Consider the following 17,066-nt stretch of genomic DNA (forward strand, 5'->3'; position numbering starts at 1 on the left):
GAGCAACACATGGGTTTTCTCGCCGGTAAGCGCGTACTGATCGTCGGTGTCGCCAGCAAGCTGTCCATCGCATCCGGCATCGCTGCCGCCATGCATCGCGAGGGCGCTGAGCTTGCCTTCACTTATCAGAACGACAAACTCAAGGGTCGTGTCGAAGAGTTCGCACAAGGCTGGGGTTCGAGCCCTGAGCTGTGCTTCCCGTGCGACGTGGCCAGCGATGAAGAGATCGCCAAGGTCTTCGAAGAACTGAGCAAGAAGTGGGACGGCCTGGACTGCATCGTGCACTCCGTCGGCTTCGCCCCGGGCGACCAACTGGACGGCGACTTCACCGAAGCCACCACCCGTGAAGGTTTCCGCATCTCCCACGACATCAGCGCCTACAGCTTCGTGGCCCTGGCCAAGGCCGGCCGCGAAATGATGAAAGGCCGCAACGGCAGCCTGCTGACCCTGTCGTACCTGGGCGCCGAGCGCACCATGCCGAACTACAACGTGATGGGCATGGCCAAGGCCTCCCTGGAAGCCGGCGTACGTTACCTGGCCGGCTCCCTGGGCCCGGACGGTACTCGCGTCAACTGCGTATCGGCCGGCCCGATCCGCACCCTCGCCGCTTCCGGCATCAAGAACTTCCGCAAGATGCTGGCCGCCAACGAAGCGCAAACTCCGCTGCGCCGCAACGTCACCATCGAAGAAGTCGGCAACGCTGGCGCCTTCCTGTGCTCGGACCTGGCGTCCGGCATCAGCGGTGAAATCATGTACGTGGACGGTGGCTTCAACACCACGGCCATGGGCAGCATCGAAGAGTAATCTTCGGTCGGCCAGATAGAGAACCCGCCTGCTCAGGCGGGTTTTTTTATGCCTGCGATTTCCCCCGGCCGATGCAGAGCTCCTGTAGGAGCGAGCCTGCTCGCGAAAAACCTGGGCACGCCGCGTTCATCCAGACTGGGCGCGTTATCGTTGACGACCTTCGCGAACAGGCTCGCTCCTACAGGGTCAATGTTGTGCCAGGCATTTGGCAAACAACTGCTGAATCGGCTGATTACGCTGGCTGTAGCGCTGCAACAGGACAATCTCCCGGTAAAACGTCAACTCGCCCAAGTGGATCACCCTGACCTTCGCCCCATGCTCCAGCCATAGTCCGGCCTGCGGCAGCAGGGAAATCCCTAGGCCACACTCAACCATTTTGACAATCGCCTCCAGTTCATCCAGCTCCAGCGCCACCTGTACCTCAATCCTCTGTTCGCGCAGAAACCGCGTGACCAGTCGCCCACCAAACGAATTGCGGTCATAACGCACATGCGGGTGCCCGGCGAGCAATTGCAGCGGATCATCGCCGTCCACGTCCGCTGGTACGATCAGCACGAACGGTTCCCGGCGAATCACCTGCGCGGACAACTCCTTGGGCAACTCGAACGGCGGCTTGATCAGGATTGCCAGGTCCACTTCGCCGGTGTCCACCTGGCTCAGCAGGTTCAGCGACACACCGGGCACCAACTTGGCCTCCAGCAAGGGCGCCTGTTGGCGTAATCGCAGCAACGCCTGGGGCAGCAGCCCGGTCTGGGCGGTCGCCACCGCGCCGATCTTCAGCTCGCCACGGTACTCGCCGACATCGTCACTGACCGCCATGCGACTGAAGGTCTCGAGCATTTCCCTGGCCATCGGCAACGCACGCTGCCCCGCTGCATTGAGCAGCGCCTGGCGACCGGTGCGGTCGAACAGACGGATGCCCAAGGCGTGTTCCAGATTGCGAATCTGCGCACTGACCGCCGATTGTGTCAGGCCAATGTGCATGCCGGCCGCGGCAAAGGTGCCGTGACGCGCCACGGCGACAAAGGTTTTCAGTTCTCGCAGCATGGCGACCTCGATTGATCGAAATTATTTGAGCTCGATGCAAAAATTATCGTCTTTCAATCAAAAAGCACAGGGATAAACTCGACACATTCCACCCACCACCGAGGCTCACTCGATGCAACTGTCCCCTTTTCACCTGGCCATTCCTGTCTACGACTTGCCGGCCGCCCGACACTTTTACGGTGAGGTATTTAACCTGGAGGAAGGTCGATCAAGCGATCACTGGGTGGATTTCAATTTTTTCGGTCATCAACTGGTGATTCACCTGGCACCAAAAAACGCCGTGCAAGAAGCCGCGCACACCAATGCCGTGGATGGTCACGATGTGCCGGTGCCGCATTTTGGCGTGGTGCTCGGGATGGCCGAGTGGGAGGCGCTGGCCGAGCGGCTGAAGTCGCTGGGGACTCGCTTCGTGATAGAGCCGGGAATTCGTTTTCAGGGGCTGGTGGGTGAACAGGCGACGATGTTTCTGTTTGATCCTTGCGGGAATGCGCTGGAGTTCAAGGCGTTCAAGGATATTGGGCAGTTGTTTGCCAAGTAGGCGTTGCCTGTCAGGACGCTTTCGCGAGCAGGCTCGCTCCCACAGTGGATTTGTGGCGTTCATAAATCCTGTGGGAGCGAGCTTGTTCGCGATGAGGCCCGCCATTTCACCACTGCCCTAACGGCTCATCACACGCTCGGCCTCACCCAGCAGTTCCTCGATTGAGTCATGAACAGTGGGGACATATTCAACCTGGGTGACACTGAACCGAATGTCACAACTGCAATGCGCCGTGGCGTTGCGCTCATCGAGTATCTCGTTGAGCCGAGCCTTGATCGCCGCAATCTCCACGGTGCTGGAACCGGTCAACAACGCCACGAACCGGTCGCCTTCGAGCCGGCCGACCACGTCGTTTTCACGAAAGCCGATACGCAGGACATCGGCAAAGGTCTTGAGCGCATCGTCACCTTTGGCCCGGCCATACAGGTAGCTGATGCGCTTGAATTCATCGAGGGTGAAGTACAGCAACGTCGCCGGCGTCTCCAGCTCCCGGCAGGCGTCCAGCCCGAGCCGGGCCAGCGCGGTGAAGCCATGGCGATTGGACAGCAGCGTCAGCTCATCCATGCTTGCCATTTGCACGCCGGCCAGCTCTCGCCCGGCCTGACGCGCCATTTCACGCAGCCGCTCCCGTTCTTGCTGTGGCGTGAGCAACGGGCTTGCGGATCGGCCCGATTTGCCCGTTTTGCCTGAGATCAACATTGTTAACTCCCTTGGCAGGTATGCACTTTAGAGTCGCCCATACCCGCATTGACTCCCTGCAAGCGTGCCGTTGGTCAGCTACCCGTCACCGGGCACGGCCCTCCTGCATCGGCCCAGAGTTTGAACTGGGTGACGAAGATAGCGTGGGGTACCGGCACCGGTGCGCGATTGCCGCCCGGATTCCAGCCCCACAGCACCAGCTTGTCGTCGCTGACGTGCTTGATCAGCGCGGCGAAATCCCGGTCACCGTTGCTGGAGCGATCCTTGATCATCGCGCACAGCCGGTCGGCCGGCAGGCCTATCCAGGCCATCCGCTGCGCTGCCGGCGGCAGGCTCCAGTGCGGTGCGCCGGGTGGCGCATGGGGGCCGTAACTGGCCGGCGGATTGCTTTGCCCATGGCAGGTTGCACAGGGCAACCCCGCCGAGCCCTTGCCGTCCATGCCGCGCAGGACATTCATGGCGTGGGGCACCCCGGCATCGAATTGCAGCGGCGAATCCCCGGGAATGTGGCAGTTCTGGCAACGGGGGCTCTGGAAGACTTTCTGCACGGTGTCGAACGCCTGCAAGGCCTCGCGGTCATCAGCGAATACGTGGGATGCGTAGGCGATGAGACAGACCAGAATCACCGTCCCAAGCAACCAATGATGTCGTTTCATCTCACACCCCCGACAGCTGCAAGGGCAGCTCCCGCAGGCGCTGCCCGGTCAGGGCGAACACCGCGTTGGCCACCGCCGGCGCCGTGGGCGGCACACCGGCTTCGCCGATACCGCCTGGCTTGTCGCTGCTGGGCACGATATGCACTTCGACCATCGGCATTTCATTGAGCCGCAGCACCTGATAGTCGTGGTAGTTGGACTGCACCACTTGCCCACTCTTGAGCGTCAACTTGCTGTGCAAGGCGAAGCTGAGGCCAAAGGTGATACACGACTCCATCTGCGCGGCAATGCTCTGCGGGTTGACCGCAATGCCACAGTCCACCGCACACACCACCCGGTGCACGCGGATCGCGAGGTTGTCCTGGGACACCTCGGCCACCTGCGCCACATAACTGCCGAACGACTCATGCACTGCCACACCCAGTGCATGGCCATCGGGTAGCGGCGCGCTCCAGTCGGCTTTCTCCACCGCGAGGTTCAACACACCGAGGTGGCGCGGATGGTCCTTGAGCAAGGCGCGCCGGTATTCCACCGGATCCTTGCCGGTCGCCGTGGCCAGTTCATCGATCAGCGATTCCATGACAAACGCGGTGTGGCTGTGCCCCACCGAGCGCAACCACAACACGCTGATGCCGGTTTGCGGTGAGTGCAGTTCGATCTGGTGATTGGCCAGCTCTCCAATGTAGGGGCTGTCGGCCACGCCTTCGACCGAGGTCTTGTCGATCCCGTCCTTGACCATGCTTGCTTCAAGCGAGGTCCCGGCCATGATCGACTGCCCGACCATCACATGCTTCCACGCCAGCGGTTGGCCGTCGGTGCCCAAGCCGATGCGCGCATGGTGCAGGAACGCCGAGCGGTAATAGCCACCGCGGATGTCATCCTCCCGCGCCCACACGGTTTTCACCGGTGCACCGGCGGCCTTGGCGACATACACCGCTTCGCTGACGAAATCCGAAGTCGGATTGGCCCGCCGCCCGAAGCCACCGCCGAGAAACTCGGTATGGATTTCGACCTGTTCGGGTTTGAGCCCGGTGATTTTCCCGGCGACCATCTGGTCCAGGGTCTGGAACTGGGTGCCGGTCCAGATTTCACATTTGTCCTGGGTGATGCGCACCGTACAGTTGAGCGGCTCCATCGGCGCGTGGGCCAGATAAGGCACACTGTATTCAACGTCGATGGTCTTGGCCGCTTTCGCCAGTGCAGCCTGGGTATCCCCCGCCTGGCCGGCGCTCAGGCCGGGGGTTTTGGCGAGTTTGCGGAAACTCTCCAGCAGCGCCCGGCTGTCCAGCCCGGCGTTCGGCCCCGGGTTCCACTCGATTTTCAGCGCATCGCGCCCCAGCTTCGCCGCCCAGTAATGATCGGCAATCACTGCGATGCCTGTCGGCACTTGCACCACCTTGCGCACACCCGGAATCGCCAGCGCCTCGGCGCCTTCAAAGGATTTGACGCTGCCGCCGAAGGTGGGTGAACGGGCGACCATCGCAGTCATCAGCCCGTCAAACTGCACGTCCATGCCGAATTTCGCCCGGCCGGTGATTTTCTCCGGGGTGTCCAGACGCTGGGTGGGTTTGCCGATCAGCCGCCAGCCCTTGGCGTCCTTGAGTTTAATCGAGGCCGGGTCCGGCCGTGGCAGCTGCCCGGCGTCATCGGCCAACTCGCCGTAGGTGGCACGGTGTTCACCCGCAATGACGACGCCTGACTCGGTATGAATCTCGGACGGCGCGACGTTGAAACGCTTGGCCGCCGCGTCGATCAGCATCATGCGCGCCGCCGCGCCGGCCTGACGATAGCGATCGAACTCCATCCAGGTCGAGGTCGAGCCGCCGGTGATTTGCATCCCGCCAAAGCCAGGCAGGCCGTAATCGGCGGCCGATGCCGGGGAATGCTCGACGCGGATCTTTGACCAGTCGGCGTCCAGCTCTTCGGCGATCAGCATGGTCAGGCCGGTCCAGATGCCCTGGCCCATTTCCGAGTGCCCCAGCAGCACGGTGACGCTGTTGTCATTGCCAATGCGCAGGAAAGCGTTGGGCGCAAACACGTTGCCCTGATTCTCCGCGCCCATGGCGAACCGGTGAACACCATGCATGGCAAATGCCACCACCAGCCCACCGCCCAGTACGGCACTGCCCTTGAGAAAACCACGGCGCGATAACGCGTTGATGCTGTTCATGGACACCTCAACCCAGCTCGGCGGCGCGCTTGACCGCCGCGCGGATCCGCGGGTAAGTGCCGCAACGGCAGATGTTGCCGGACAGTGCCTGATCGATGTCGCTGTCGGTCGGTTTCGGAATCTTTGCCAGCAACGCCGCCGCCGACATGATCTGCCCGGACTGGCAGTAGCCACACTGGACCACGTCAAGTTCTGCCCAGGCCTGTTGCACCGGATGCGAACCGTGCGCGGACAGCCCTTCGATGGTGAGAATCTTTTGCCCATGGGCCACGGCCGTGGCCGGCGTGATGCACGAGCGCAGCGGTGCGCCATCGACGTGTACGGTGCAGGCCCCGCATTGGGCTATGCCACAACCGAATTTGGTGCCGGTGAGGTGGGCGACATCGCGCAAGACCCAGAGCAGCGGCATGTCTGCGGGGACATCCAGCTCCTGATCCTGGCCATTGATGTTCAGGGTCAGCATGGCGCTTATTCCTCAGACTCACGGTGATCTGAAGGGGCGTCGCTGCAGCCTTGTACAACCTGCGCGCGCCTCGGGCTATCCCTTCAGCTAAGCGCAAATTTCCCGGCAGGCCTTGGCGCATCGACCACCGGTCATGCAAAGGCCGCCTCGATGGGCGGCCATGGAGCCCTTCGCTAGAGCCTTGGCCCCAATAAAATGCCGGTGTAGCGCCAGACAAAAACCACAAAAGCGCTACACCACAGCAGCGCCGACAGCGCCAATCCGAGACCGGAAAAAGGCACCAGCCATACCCGGCACGCACCCGCCAGCAACACAAGGACAAACCCCGCAACGATCGCCCTGGACGGCTGCAACAAACGCCCGGTATGCCCCAGACTGACCCGCGCAATCATCGCCAGAATCAACCCGCCGATCCCGCCGACGGCCAGCGAATGGGTAGCCAGGCTTTGTTGCGATATCCAGCCCAGGTGCCACAACGCCATGGCCAGCGTCGCCACCGCCAGCCACGCGTAAGCCAGGTACAGCGACCACAGCAGCGGCACGCGCCACAGGCCGCGGTCATGCCAGCGCCACAAGCGCAGCAGGTGTAATCCACTCATCAGCGCAAACAACAGCGCCAGCCACTTACGCGGGACGTCGTTCAATCCGGCGGCAAAGGACACCGCTGCCAGCATCGCGCTGATCAGCAACACCTTGCCCGGCAATGGAGGGGCCGCAGGCGTTGCCGGACGGTTCAGGCCACGCTGGATAAAGAAGGGAATCACCCGCCCGCCGATCACGCTCATCAGCGCGCCCACCAGCCACAAGGCGGCCAGCACACCCTGTCGTTGCAGGTTGGCGTCATCCGCGACAAACCCCAGCAAGGTCAACGCCTGACACCCTGCCAGCAGCGACACCATCAACAGGATCGGATAATTCTCGCGCTTGCCTGCAGCCACCAAATCGCGCCCCAACGCCCACGCCAGCAGCGGCAGAAACGGAACTTGCAAGGCCAACAACAAGGGTGCCGGCAGCGGCAGGTACCAGGCCAGTCGCGCCAGCAGCCACACCAGCACCAGGCCGATCAGCGGCCAGCCCTTGAGCCCCGGCCGACCGGTCCAGTTGGGCACTGCTGTCAGGAGGAACCCGGCAATGATGGCCGAGGCGAATCCGAAGGGCATTTCATGTCGATGCCAGGCGAGCATGCCGCCCAGCGGTTGCGCACCGGGCAAGCGGCCGTACAACCACAAGGCCCAGACCGCCACGGCGATGGCGGCGAAACCGGCACCGGCGAGAAAGAACGGGCGAAAGCCCAGACTGAAGACCGGCGCTTCCGCCAGCCGGCGCATCAAGCCGCCACCCGGATCGAGCCTCGGCTCAGCCGGTACTGGGAAAGCAGGCGCATGACATAGCCGATTTTCAACAGGGTTGGGCCGAGAATGGTCAAGGCGTGCATGGACACCAGCACGACAATGGACAGATGACCGTCGTAAAGATAGGCACCGTAGATGCCGACCAGCAGCATCGCCAGGCCAGCACCGAGCACATGGTGCGACAAGCGAAGAACGTTCTGGGGGTTGCTGAAGAAGTTGAACATATTGCGTACTCCTGAAGGCGTTCAGTTGTACGTGGCCTGTTTCATGTTCCGTGCCAGTTTATTCCCCCTTATAAATCAATAGCCTCAGGGCATCGCAGTCAATTTGACTCATCGGCCATATAGTCCTAATGACAAACAAACGAGTCATAACGACAACGACCTTACTGAAAACCGATCCGCAGGAGCTAAAAGCAAACCAATATCATTTGCACAGTCATAGGCCTTTTGCTTTAATCGCGATCCATTCTTATTTGCACGAGGGCGCAAACCGCCCATGGACATGCGCTCACGATGACGGTTGCCGACTCCTCCTGCGTCCAGAACCTCTACGCCAGCCACCACCACTGGCTGCACGAGTTGCTGCGTCGACGCTTGAACAATGCGTTCGATGCCGCCGACCTGGCCCATGACACCTTCATCCGGGTGCTCAAACGTCCTCAGGTATTTGACGGGGAAACCCACGAACGCTCTTACCTGGCCACCATCGCCCGGGGCCTGTGCATTGACCACTGGCGTCGTCGACAGCTGGAACAGGCGTGGCTCGAGACCTTGGCCGCGCAACCCCAGGCCGTTCAGCCCTCGCCGGAGCAGCGGGCGATCATCGTCGAAACCCTGTACGAAGTGGATGCCATGCTGCAGCGCTTGCCTGAGCGCGTGCGCGATGCGTTCATTCTGGCGCAGGTGCATGGGTTGCCCTACCGGGCCATTGCCGAAGAAATCGGCGTGAGCGAGCGCATGGTGAAAAAGTACCTGGCCCAGGCGTTGATGCACTGCGCAATGCTCGAAGCCGAGCTCGACGGCCTGCTGATCCAATGACCCACGCCACCACCAACGCCATCAGCCACGCCAGCCTGGAACAGGCGGCCAGCTGGTACGTGCAACTCAACGATCAACAGTCCGGCCAGCAAGAGCGCGAGCACTGGCAGGCCTGGCTGGCGCAAAGCAGCGAGCATCAGGCTGCCTGGCACTACGTCGAACGTGTGAGCCAGCGCTTTGCCGCGCTACAGGACAATCATCAACAAGCGGCCGGCCACGTATTGCGCAACAGTGGCCGCTCCTCCCTTAACCGCCGCCAGACGGTCAAGAGCCTGCTGGTCCTGATGTCGGGCGGATTGCTCGGCTGGAGCGCCTGGAGGGAAAGCGCCCTGCCCCTGAGCCTGGCCCGATGGACCGCCGACCTCTCCACCGGCACCGGTGAAACCCGGGAAACCCGGCTCAGCGACGGCAGCCAGATCTGGCTCAACGCCCTCAGTGCGCTGAATGTGCGTTTCGACACCGCGCAACGGTTATTGCTGTTGCAGGCCGGAGAAGTGTTGATCGACACCGCCAAGGACACGAGCCGCCCGCTGCTGGTGCAAACCGTCGAGGGCCGGATGCGTGCGCTGGGCACGCGTTTCAGCGTGCGTCAGGAAGACCGGCGAACAGTGCTGAACGTCTACGAAGGCGCAGTCGAAGTCAGGACCGCACAGGGTCAGGTTCAGGTGGCCGAGGCTGGACAGCAGCTGTCGTTTAGCCAAGACCACATATCGACACCGACCGCCGCCTCGGCCAGCCGCGAAGCCTGGCGCCGTGGCCTGTTGTTGGCGGACAACCTGCCACTGGGCCAGTTGCTCGAAGAACTCAGCCGTTACCGTGCCGGGCATCTGGGATGTGATCCGGCCGTCGCCGGGCTACCGGTCATGGGTTCGTTTCCGCTCAAGGACACCGATCAGGCCCTGCGCCTGCTGGAAGCGGCATTGCCGGTGCGGGTGCACAAACCGCTGGAGTGGTGGGTCAACGTCGGCCCGAAAGCCTGATGAACGTTTTTTCCGGCGCGTCGGTTCCCTTTTGCCTTTTTCACTCGGTTAACGCTTCAAGCACTTCGAATGCCGATTGAACCGACTCACTGGAACTCCATGCCCCGCGCCACCGTTACCCACAACCGCCTCACCTTGCACCCGCTGGTGCTGGCGCTGGCGGTTGTCTTGCCGGGCCTGGAAGTGTCGCGGCCTCAAGCCGCCGCCCTCGCTGACAGCGAACGGTCCAGCAGCGAGACGCGCCATTACGCAATCGCTGCCGGTTCGCTGGTGAACGTTCTCAACAGCTTTGCCGAACAGGCCGGGATTTATCTCGCCGGACACAATGATCTCGCTGCCGGCAAGCGCAGCCCTGGCCTGAACGGCGTCTACAACCAGGAGCAAGCCTTGCAACGTCTGCTGCACGGCAGCGGCCTGCTGGCGCAACGCCAGGGCAACGGTGGGTACGTGCTGCACGCCGCTGCGGCCGAACAAGGTGCACTGGAACTGGGGGCGACCAACATTTACGCACCGGCATCCGGGGCGATCAGCGAGGACTCCCACGCCTACACCATCGGCTCGACGTCCTCTGCCACCGGCCTGCCGCTGTCCCTGCGTGAAACCCCGCAATCGGTCACGGTCATCACCCGCCAACTCATGGACGATCAGGGGGCCACCAGCCTCGTCGACGCCCTGCGCCGCGCTCCCGGCATCAGCGTGCAAAACTACGACAGCGAACGCTGGGAGTTTTCCAGTCGTGGCTTGCCGATCACCAACTTCCAGTACGACGGCGTCAATACCGACTACGACGGAGTCTACGACTACGGCACCACCAGCACCGACATGGCACCCTATGACCGTGTTGAAATCATCAAAGGCGCGACCGGCCTGATGACCGGGGCTGGTGACCCCTCGGCCACGGTCAATCTGATTCGCAAGCGTCCGACCCCGGCATTCAAAGCCTCGGTCAGCGGCACCGTCGGCTCCTGGGACAACTATCGCAGCGAAGGCGATATTTCCGGGCCGCTGAGCGCCAGCGCAAATGTCCGCGGGCGTCTGGTCGGGGTCTATCAGGACCGCAGCGCCTATATCGATCACTACCGCAACACCAAGGACATCGCCTACGGCATAGTCGAAGCCGACTTGACCCCGGACACCCTCGTCACCGTTGGCATCGACCAGCAGAACACCCGCTCCCGAGGCGCCAGCTGGACAGGTTTCCCGATGTACTACAGCGACGGTTCGCGCACCGATTTCTCCCGTTCCTTCAACCCGGCCACCGACTGGAGCCGTCGCGACTTCACCAACCAGACACTGTTCGCCTCAGTGCAACAGCAACTGGCCCACGACTGGGCACTCAAGGTCAGTTACGACCGCAAGCACCGCCAGCACGATACCTTCCTCGCCTCCGCCAGTGGCGGCCACCCGGACCCAGTCAGCGGTAACGGCATGTTCATGTACATGGGCAAGTTCAAGGGCGATCAGGTGCAGGACAACATCGATGTCAACCTGAGCGGTCCGTTCACGCTAGCCGGTCGCGAACACGAATTGATCGTCGGTTTCATGTCGATGAACACGCGCCAGGACATCCCGGTGTACGGCTCTGTGTACCCGCCGGTGGACGGCAGCATCTTCGATTGGCGCGGCGAGTTTGCCAAACCCGAGATCCCCCGGGTTGGCACCGACGACATCGTCCAGCGCCAGACCGGTGCCTACCTGGCCGCCCGGCTCAAACCCGTCGATGACCTGACGCTGATCCTCGGCGCGCGGGTCAGCGACTTCACCGGCCACGACGACCTGGATTACAGTGACCCGCACACCACCGACCTGCGTGACAGCTATCGTCAGAGCGGAGTCGTCACGCCTTACGCCGGACTTGTCTACGACCTCGACGACACTTACTCGGTGTACGCCAGTTACACCAGCATCTATCAGCCGCAAATGAGCAAGGACGCCAACCGGCAGTTGCTCGACCCGGTCCAGGGCAACAGTCATGAAGCGGGCATCAAGGCCGAATACCTGGGCGGACGCCTGAACGCCAGGTTCGCCCTGTACCGCATCGAACAGGACAACATCGCCGAGTATGTCAGTGGCGTCGATACCGAGTCGGTGTACCGCGCCGTCCAGGGCGCTACCACCAAAGGCTTCGAGATCGAACTGGCCGGCGAATTGCGCGACGGCTGGAACCTGTCGGCCGGCTACACCTACAACCATACCCGCGATGCCAAGGGTGATTACGTCTACAGTTCGGTGCTGCAAACCACTGCACCGGAACAGCTGGTGCGGGTGTTCAGCACCTACCGCCTGCCAGGCGCGTGGGACAGGCTCACCGTTGGCGCGGGTGTGAATTGGCAAAGCGAATTCTTCGGCAACGTATTCCGTCCCGACCCCGCCGACAGCGTGAACTTCGGCCAGTCCTCGACAATCACCCAGCCGGGCTACGCCTTGGTGGACGCGATGGCGCGCTATCGCTTCAACGAGCACCTGAGCACCACTCTGAACGTGAAGAACCTGTTCGATAAAACCTACTACACCGGACTCGGCAACTTTGGCACCGGGTTTTACGGCGAACCGCGCACCGTGCAACTGACCACCCATTGGGATTTCTGATCGCGAGGTGAAACGGCTTTTGGGCGATCTACGGTACGGCCGAACGAACACAGGCTGGCTACGCTGTAATCCTGCATGCATAACCTGCCGAGGAGTGCCCGCCATGCAACGCGTACAAAAACTCACGCCCTGCCTGTGGTTCGACAATCAGGCCGAAGAGGCGGCGAAATTCTATTGCTCGATCTTCGATCATTCGAAAATCACGGCCATCACCCATTACGGCCACGCCGGTTTCGAGTTCCATGGCCGGCCGGAAGGCTCGGTCATGACTGTCAGCTTCGAACTCGATGGGCAGAGTTTCACCGGTCTCAACGGCGGGCCGATGTTCACGTTCAGTGAAGCGGTTTCGTTTCAGGTCAATTGCCTGAGCCAGGAAGAAGTCGACCATTACTGGGGCAACCTGTCGGCCGGTGGCGCGCCCGAGGCTCAGCAATGCGGCTGGCTCAGGGACAAGTTCGGCTTGTCGTGGCAGATCGTCCCCGTTGCCATGATGGACATGATCAAGGACCCCGACACGAAAAAGTCCCAACGGGCGATGCAGGCGATGATGCAGATGAAAAAACTCGATATCGCGACGTTGCAGCGCGCCTTTGACGGCGAGAGCTAATACACTCGGGCGCTGACCTGCCGAGGAATGAGCATGAAGCACGCCGTTGCCAAAAACGCCGACCAGGCCCCGCGCTTCTGGCGCGATGACGCCTTGCCCTTCATCGAAGCCCGCGCAATCGCCGACGGGCGCGAAGTCTGCTACACCCGGCACGCCCACGAGCACTTTTCCATCGGTGCGATCACCGCCGGACGCAGCACCTATCTCCATGAGCAGTCAGCATTCGAGGTCAGCGTCGGCACGGTCGTGCTGATGAACCCCGGCGACGTCCACGCCTGCAACCCGATCGAAGACCAACCCTGGTCGTACCTGATGCTGTACGTCGATACGCCGTGGCTGACCGATTTGCAGCATCAGCTCGGGTTCAGCGATGACGCGGCGTTTCGCCGTTTCTCGGTGACCCATACGCGGGACGCCAGCCTGTTTGCCGGCCTGGCGGGCTTGTATGAGGTGTTGGTCGATCCGCAGCAGGATGTACTTCGCAAACACAGCGTGGCCGTGGAGTTTTTCACTGATCTGCAGCAGCGCTTGAACCCGATCGAGCCACCGCTGCGCGAGCCCAACTTCAAGCTCGAGCGTGCCGCCGATTACATCCGCGACCACTGCACCCAAACCCTCAAGCTCGAAGACATTTGCGAGGCCGCGCAATTGTCACCGTCCTACCTGATCCGCGCTTTCAAACAGCATTACGGCATGACACCCCACGCGTTCCTGGTGAACCGGCGCATCCAGTTCGCCCAGGATCAATTGCGCAGCGGTAAGCTGATTGCAGACGTGGCACTGGAAGCGGGGTTCGCCGATCAGGCGCATTTTCAACGGGCGTTTAAACAGCATTTGGCGGCGACGCCGGGGCAGTATCGGGGGTGAGCCTGTGATGTTGGCTGAATCTGTGGCTTGGTTAGATCTGTGGCTTGGTTGAGTCTGTGGCTTGGTTGAGTCTGTGGCGAGGGGGCTTGCCCCCGTTGGGCTGCGAAGCGGCCCCCGGCGCTCTTTCAGGCATACTTTGCATTCAGGTTTTACGACGGCTTCGCCGCCGAACGGGGGCAAGCCCCCTCGCCACAGAATCTCTAGTGACTGCCGTTACGGCAACAACAGATACACCGCACTCACCACCAGCAACAATGCCATGGCGCGGTTGAACAACCGCATCCCCGCCGGGTTGTTCAAAAAACCACGCAAAAACGTCCCCGCATACGCCCAGCACCCGACCGACACATAACAGATCACCAGATAAATCGCGGCAAACTGCCAGACCAGCCGCGCCTCGCCATCGGCGACAAACGCGCCCATGCCGGCCACGCAGGCCAGCCAGGCCTTAGGGTTGAGCCATTGCATGATCGCGCCATACAGCATCGACGGGGCTTGCGCCGAATCATTGGCTTGCACCTGCCCATTGTCAGCCGCCAGCTTGAACGCCATGTACAACAGAAAGGCGACACCCGCCCATTGCACCACCTGTGTCAGTGCCGGCCAGCGCTGCAACAACTCATGCAGGCCCAATCCCATCAGCACCAGCAGCAAGACAAACCCCAGCGTGGCCCCGGCCACGTGACGCTGGCTGGCCCTGAAACCAAAGCGCGCCCCGGAGCTCAACGCCACGATATTCACCGGCCCCGGCGTGATGGAAGCGACCAGCGCAAACGCCGCCATGGATATCATCAGACTCATTGCACACCTTCTTCCATCGAATTGAACAAGGCCCTCAAGGTAATGAGCCGAGCGGCTCGCGTATTGAAGAAAACTGCCCTGCACTGCATTGCTATGAGAAATAACCCACGACGCTTTTCACTTTGGTCAATGCAATGCGCAACGAGTCCATGTCCACCGAGCCCAACGCCAGGCGTATCGCGTGGGGCACATGGGCAGAAATCGCAAAAGGCTCGGCCGGCGACACCGACACCTGCTCGCGCATCAACGCCATGGCAATCTGGTCGGCCCGGGCGTCTTCCGCCAACGGCAACCAGATGAAGTAGGAATTGGGGTGACTGATGGTCCTGAGCCCCGCTAGCACCTCGCGTGCCAGAGCTTGCCTGGCCTGGGCGTCCGCGCGTTTTTGCGACTCCAGTTGGCTGACGGTCCCATCGTCGAGCCAGGCGGTGGCGATGGCGGTCATCACGCCGGGGGTGTTCCAGGTGGTCGCCATGATGGTGCGCTCGAAGGCGGCGATCCATTGCGCTGGCGCGGCGATGAAGCCGACGCGCAGCCCGGTGGCGACATTCTTCGACAGGCCGGACACATACACCGTTCTCTCAGGCGCCATCTCCGCCAGCGGTGGCGGTACGTTTTCCGCCAGAAACGCGTAGGCGGCGTCCTCGATAATCGTCAGGTCATGACGGCGCGCTATCGCCACCAGTTGCTCGCGCTGAGCGGTGTCCATCACCCAGCCCAAGGGGTTGTGCAAGGTCGGCATGGAGTAGACGGCCCGCACTGATCGGCTGCGGCAGAGTTTCTCCAGGGCAGGCAGATCCGGCCCGGTGTCCGTGACCGGAATGGGCAGGACTTCCAGGTGCAGGGTTTCGGCCAGCGTCTTGAAACCGGGATAGGTCAACGCATCAGCGGCGATCACATCGCCGGGCTTGAGCAGCGTCATCATCGCCACCGCCAGGCCATGTTGGGCACCGCTGACGATCAACACCTGCTCGGCCGGCACCTTCAGCCCGCGTTCAAGCAGATGGCGCGCGACCGCTGCTCGCTCATGCTGGCGCCCCGCGTGGGGCTGATAACGCAGGAGGGACTCCAGGTCACCGGACAACGCCAGCTGACGCAAGGCATTGCGCAACAGGTCAGCCTGACCGGGCAATGACGGGTAATTGAAATTCAGGTCAAGCATCCCTGCCGCCACCACGTGCTGCGAGATGCCCTGACCCGGCGGCAGCGAGGTCTCCCTGACAAAGGTGCCACGCCCGGTTTCGCCGCTGACCAGGCCCATGCCTTCCAGCTCGGCATACACCCGGCTGGCGGTGACCAGTGCCAAACCATGCTCAGTGGCCAGTTGCCGATGAGTCGGCAGGCGCGTGCCGGGCGGCAACCGCCCGGCACGGATATCGGCGGCAAAGGCGTCCACCAGGGTTTTGTAGCGGGATCGAGGCATGTCGAGATGTATCCATGACAATTTTTTGATTGTATCGATAGTCGCTCATACGATGAGTTTCGTGCAATCAGACAATGAGCGTGAGCCAAATGGAACGGACCTCGAACCTGCAACGCCGGACGCTGGAAAACAGTAGCAGCGGCTGGATCAACGGCCTGATCGGCGTAGTGATTTTCAGCGGCTCGCTGCCGGCGACACGGGTGGCGGTGCTGGAGTTTGATCCGGTGTTCCTGACGGTTGCACGCGCGACCATCGCTGCGGTCCTGGCGCTGTGCCTGCTGTGGCTGTTCAAGGAAAAACGTCCGGCGCGCCAGCAACTGATACCGCTGGCCATCGTCGCCCTGGGCGTGGTCATCGGCTTTCCCCTGCTGACCGCACTGGCGCTGCAATACGTGACGTCCGCGCACTCCATTGTCTTCGTCGGCCTGTTGCCCCTGGCGACGGCGGTGTTTGGCGTCCTGCGTGGCGGCGAGCGACCACGGGCGGCGTTCTGGGTTTTCTCGGTGCTGGGCAGTCTGCTGGTGGTCGGGTTTGCCCTGTCCCAAGGGCTGACCGCCTCCCCGCAAGGCGACATCCTGATGCTGTTGGCCATCCTCGCCTGTGGCCTGGGTTATGCCGAAGGCGCGAAGTTGTCGCGCACCCTCGGTGGCTGGCAGGTAATTTCCTGGGCGCTGGTATTGTCGCTACCGGTTGTGGCGGTGCTCAGCTGGATACGCATGCCCGTTTCGTTCAGCGGCATCAGCACGCCAGCCTGGTTCAGCCTGGCTTACGTCTCGCTGTTCAGCATGCTGATCGGGTTCGTGTTCTGGTATCGCGGGTTGGCCCAAGGGGGGATCGCCGCCGTTGGGCAATTGCAGCTGCTTCAGCCATTCTTCGGGCTGACCCTGGCTGCCACCCTGCTGCATGAGCACGTCAGTGTCGGCATGCTGGGTGTCACCGTTGCCGTGATCCTCTGCGTCGCCGGGGCGAAAAAGTTCGCCAAATAATCCCTGGTACGGTGGTTTAGACCCATGACTGTATGGGTCTGGCC

The 17,066-nt window shown here is 62.1% G+C and carries 17 protein-coding genes; 8 read left to right on the top strand and 9 right to left on the bottom strand.

Annotation, left to right across the window (positions count from 1 at the left end; genetic code table 11):
• The first annotated feature begins 9 nt into the window (after window positions 1-9).
• Window positions 10-804: an enoyl-ACP reductase FabI gene (gene fabI / locus B0D71_RS04435; protein ID WP_057715039.1), complete on the top strand. Its 795-nt coding sequence runs from the start codon at window positions 10-12 to the stop codon at window positions 802-804.
• Window positions 805-990: 186 nt separating this feature from the next.
• On the opposite strand, the gene B0D71_RS04440 is transcribed toward fabI, so the two are convergent.
• On the bottom strand, window positions 991-1,851 hold the full coding sequence (locus tag B0D71_RS04440) for a LysR family transcriptional regulator (RefSeq protein WP_103393652.1): 861 nt from the start codon (window positions 1,849-1,851) through the stop codon (window positions 991-993).
• 112 nt (window positions 1,852-1,963) lie between these two features.
• Here B0D71_RS04440 and B0D71_RS04445 point away from each other — a divergent pair, with 112 nt between their 5' ends.
• Entirely contained in the window at window positions 1,964-2,389 is a 426-nt protein-coding gene (locus tag B0D71_RS04445) for a VOC family protein (protein WP_103393653.1), read from the top strand.
• 117 nt (window positions 2,390-2,506) lie between these two features.
• Here the strand turns inward: B0D71_RS04445 and B0D71_RS04450 are convergent, their stop codons facing one another.
• From B0D71_RS04450 to B0D71_RS04475, 6 genes are all read right to left on the bottom strand, one after another.
• On the bottom strand, window positions 2,507-3,088 hold the full coding sequence (locus tag B0D71_RS04450; protein ID WP_103393654.1) for a GGDEF domain-containing protein: 582 nt from the start codon (window positions 3,086-3,088) through the stop codon (window positions 2,507-2,509).
• A gap of 74 nt (window positions 3,089-3,162) precedes the next feature.
• Window positions 3,163-3,744 carry a hypothetical protein gene (locus B0D71_RS04455; protein ID WP_103393655.1) on the bottom strand — a complete coding sequence of 194 codons (582 nt, stop codon included), beginning with the start codon at window positions 3,742-3,744 and terminating at the stop codon, window positions 3,163-3,165.
• Window position 3,745: 1 nt separating this feature from the next.
• Window positions 3,746-5,914 carry a xanthine dehydrogenase family protein molybdopterin-binding subunit gene (locus B0D71_RS04460; RefSeq protein ID WP_103393656.1) on the bottom strand — a complete coding sequence of 723 codons (2,169 nt, stop codon included), beginning with the start codon at window positions 5,912-5,914 and terminating at the stop codon, window positions 3,746-3,748.
• Window positions 5,915-5,921: 7 nt separating this feature from the next.
• The gene (locus tag B0D71_RS04465; RefSeq protein WP_103393657.1) at window positions 5,922-6,377 is read right to left on the bottom strand and encodes a (2Fe-2S)-binding protein; all 456 of its coding nucleotides are present in this window, start codon (window positions 6,375-6,377) and stop codon (window positions 5,922-5,924) included.
• Window positions 6,378-6,550: 173 nt separating this feature from the next.
• Window positions 6,551-7,705 carry an NnrS family protein gene (locus B0D71_RS04470; protein WP_103393658.1) on the bottom strand — a complete coding sequence of 385 codons (1,155 nt, stop codon included), beginning with the start codon at window positions 7,703-7,705 and terminating at the stop codon, window positions 6,551-6,553.
• A complete protein-coding gene (locus tag B0D71_RS04475) occupies window positions 7,705-7,953 on the bottom strand; it encodes a transmembrane sensor/regulator PpyR (RefSeq protein ID WP_103393659.1) in 249 nt (82 codons plus the stop codon). Before B0D71_RS04475 ends, B0D71_RS04470 begins: the two co-directional genes overlap by 1 nt.
• Window positions 7,954-8,244: 291 nt before the next feature.
• On the opposite strand from B0D71_RS04475, the gene B0D71_RS04480 reads away from it, so the two are divergent.
• The 5 genes from B0D71_RS04480 (at window position 8,245) to B0D71_RS04500 (ending at window position 13,812) form a co-directional block, all read left to right on the top strand.
• Window positions 8,245-8,769 carry a sigma-70 family RNA polymerase sigma factor gene (locus tag B0D71_RS04480; RefSeq protein WP_103393660.1) on the top strand — a complete coding sequence of 175 codons (525 nt, stop codon included), beginning with the start codon at window positions 8,245-8,247 and terminating at the stop codon, window positions 8,767-8,769.
• Complete coding sequence (locus tag B0D71_RS04485) at window positions 8,766-9,749, top strand: FecR domain-containing protein (protein ID WP_103393661.1); 984 nt, start codon at window positions 8,766-8,768, stop codon at window positions 9,747-9,749. Before B0D71_RS04480 ends, B0D71_RS04485 begins: the two co-directional genes overlap by 4 nt.
• 99 nt (window positions 9,750-9,848) lie before the next feature.
• Complete coding sequence (locus B0D71_RS04490) at window positions 9,849-12,338, top strand: TonB-dependent siderophore receptor (protein ID WP_103393662.1); 2,490 nt, start codon at window positions 9,849-9,851, stop codon at window positions 12,336-12,338.
• 103 nt (window positions 12,339-12,441) lie between these two features.
• Window positions 12,442-12,945 (top strand): VOC family protein, encoded by a 504-nt coding sequence (locus B0D71_RS04495; protein ID WP_103393663.1) that lies wholly within the window; start codon window positions 12,442-12,444, stop codon window positions 12,943-12,945.
• A gap of 33 nt (window positions 12,946-12,978) precedes the next feature.
• Window positions 12,979-13,812, top strand: a complete 834-nt coding sequence (locus tag B0D71_RS04500; RefSeq protein WP_103393664.1) for an AraC family transcriptional regulator — start codon at window positions 12,979-12,981, stop codon at window positions 13,810-13,812.
• Between the two features lie 213 nt (window positions 13,813-14,025).
• On the opposite strand, the gene B0D71_RS04510 is transcribed toward B0D71_RS04500, so the two are convergent.
• Both B0D71_RS04510 and B0D71_RS04515 read right to left on the bottom strand, forming a co-directional pair.
• Complete coding sequence (locus B0D71_RS04510; RefSeq protein WP_103393665.1) at window positions 14,026-14,613, bottom strand: LysE family translocator; 588 nt, start codon at window positions 14,611-14,613, stop codon at window positions 14,026-14,028.
• Window positions 14,614-14,704: 91 nt separating this feature from the next.
• On the bottom strand, window positions 14,705-16,036 hold the full coding sequence (locus B0D71_RS04515) for an aminotransferase-like domain-containing protein (RefSeq protein ID WP_103393666.1): 1,332 nt from the start codon (window positions 16,034-16,036) through the stop codon (window positions 14,705-14,707).
• Between the two features lie 89 nt (window positions 16,037-16,125).
• Between B0D71_RS04515 and B0D71_RS04520 the strand changes: the two genes are divergently transcribed.
• Window positions 16,126-17,022: a DMT family transporter gene (locus tag B0D71_RS04520; RefSeq protein WP_103393667.1), complete on the top strand. Its 897-nt coding sequence runs from the start codon at window positions 16,126-16,128 to the stop codon at window positions 17,020-17,022.
• The last annotated feature ends 44 nt before the right edge of the window (window positions 17,023-17,066 follow it).

Origin of the sequence: Pseudomonas laurylsulfativorans (assembly GCF_002906155.1) — a bacterium.
Taxonomy (GTDB): domain Bacteria; phylum Pseudomonadota; class Gammaproteobacteria; order Pseudomonadales; family Pseudomonadaceae; genus Aquipseudomonas; species Aquipseudomonas laurylsulfativorans.

Bases quoted from the DNA above. Each gene is read 5' to 3' on its own strand.
- fabI (WP_057715039.1), top strand. From the start codon at position 10: ATGGGTTTTCTCGCCGGTAAGCGCGTACTGATCGTCGGTGTCGCCAGC.
- B0D71_RS04440 (WP_103393652.1), bottom strand. From the start codon at position 1,851: ATGCTGCGAGAACTGAAAACCTTTGTCGCCGTGGCGCGTCACGGCACC.
- B0D71_RS04445 (WP_103393653.1), top strand. From the start codon at position 1,964: ATGCAACTGTCCCCTTTTCACCTGGCCATTCCTGTCTACGACTTGCCG.
- B0D71_RS04450 (WP_103393654.1), bottom strand. From the start codon at position 3,088: ATGTTGATCTCAGGCAAAACGGGCAAATCGGGCCGATCCGCAAGCCCG.
- B0D71_RS04455 (WP_103393655.1), bottom strand. From the start codon at position 3,744: ATGAAACGACATCATTGGTTGCTTGGGACGGTGATTCTGGTCTGTCTC.
- B0D71_RS04460 (WP_103393656.1), bottom strand. From the start codon at position 5,914: ATGAACAGCATCAACGCGTTATCGCGCCGTGGTTTTCTCAAGGGCAGT.
- B0D71_RS04465 (WP_103393657.1), bottom strand. From the start codon at position 6,377: ATGCTGACCCTGAACATCAATGGCCAGGATCAGGAGCTGGATGTCCCC.
- B0D71_RS04470 (WP_103393658.1), bottom strand. From the start codon at position 7,705: ATGCGCCGGCTGGCGGAAGCGCCGGTCTTCAGTCTGGGCTTTCGCCCG.
- B0D71_RS04475 (WP_103393659.1), bottom strand. From the start codon at position 7,953: ATGTTCAACTTCTTCAGCAACCCCCAGAACGTTCTTCGCTTGTCGCAC.
- B0D71_RS04480 (WP_103393660.1), top strand. From the start codon at position 8,245: ATGACGGTTGCCGACTCCTCCTGCGTCCAGAACCTCTACGCCAGCCAC.
- B0D71_RS04485 (WP_103393661.1), top strand. From the start codon at position 8,766: ATGACCCACGCCACCACCAACGCCATCAGCCACGCCAGCCTGGAACAG.
- B0D71_RS04490 (WP_103393662.1), top strand. From the start codon at position 9,849: ATGCCCCGCGCCACCGTTACCCACAACCGCCTCACCTTGCACCCGCTG.
- B0D71_RS04495 (WP_103393663.1), top strand. From the start codon at position 12,442: ATGCAACGCGTACAAAAACTCACGCCCTGCCTGTGGTTCGACAATCAG.
- B0D71_RS04500 (WP_103393664.1), top strand. From the start codon at position 12,979: ATGAAGCACGCCGTTGCCAAAAACGCCGACCAGGCCCCGCGCTTCTGG.
- B0D71_RS04510 (WP_103393665.1), bottom strand. From the start codon at position 14,613: ATGAGTCTGATGATATCCATGGCGGCGTTTGCGCTGGTCGCTTCCATC.
- B0D71_RS04515 (WP_103393666.1), bottom strand. From the start codon at position 16,036: ATGCCTCGATCCCGCTACAAAACCCTGGTGGACGCCTTTGCCGCCGAT.
- B0D71_RS04520 (WP_103393667.1), top strand. From the start codon at position 16,126: ATGGAACGGACCTCGAACCTGCAACGCCGGACGCTGGAAAACAGTAGC.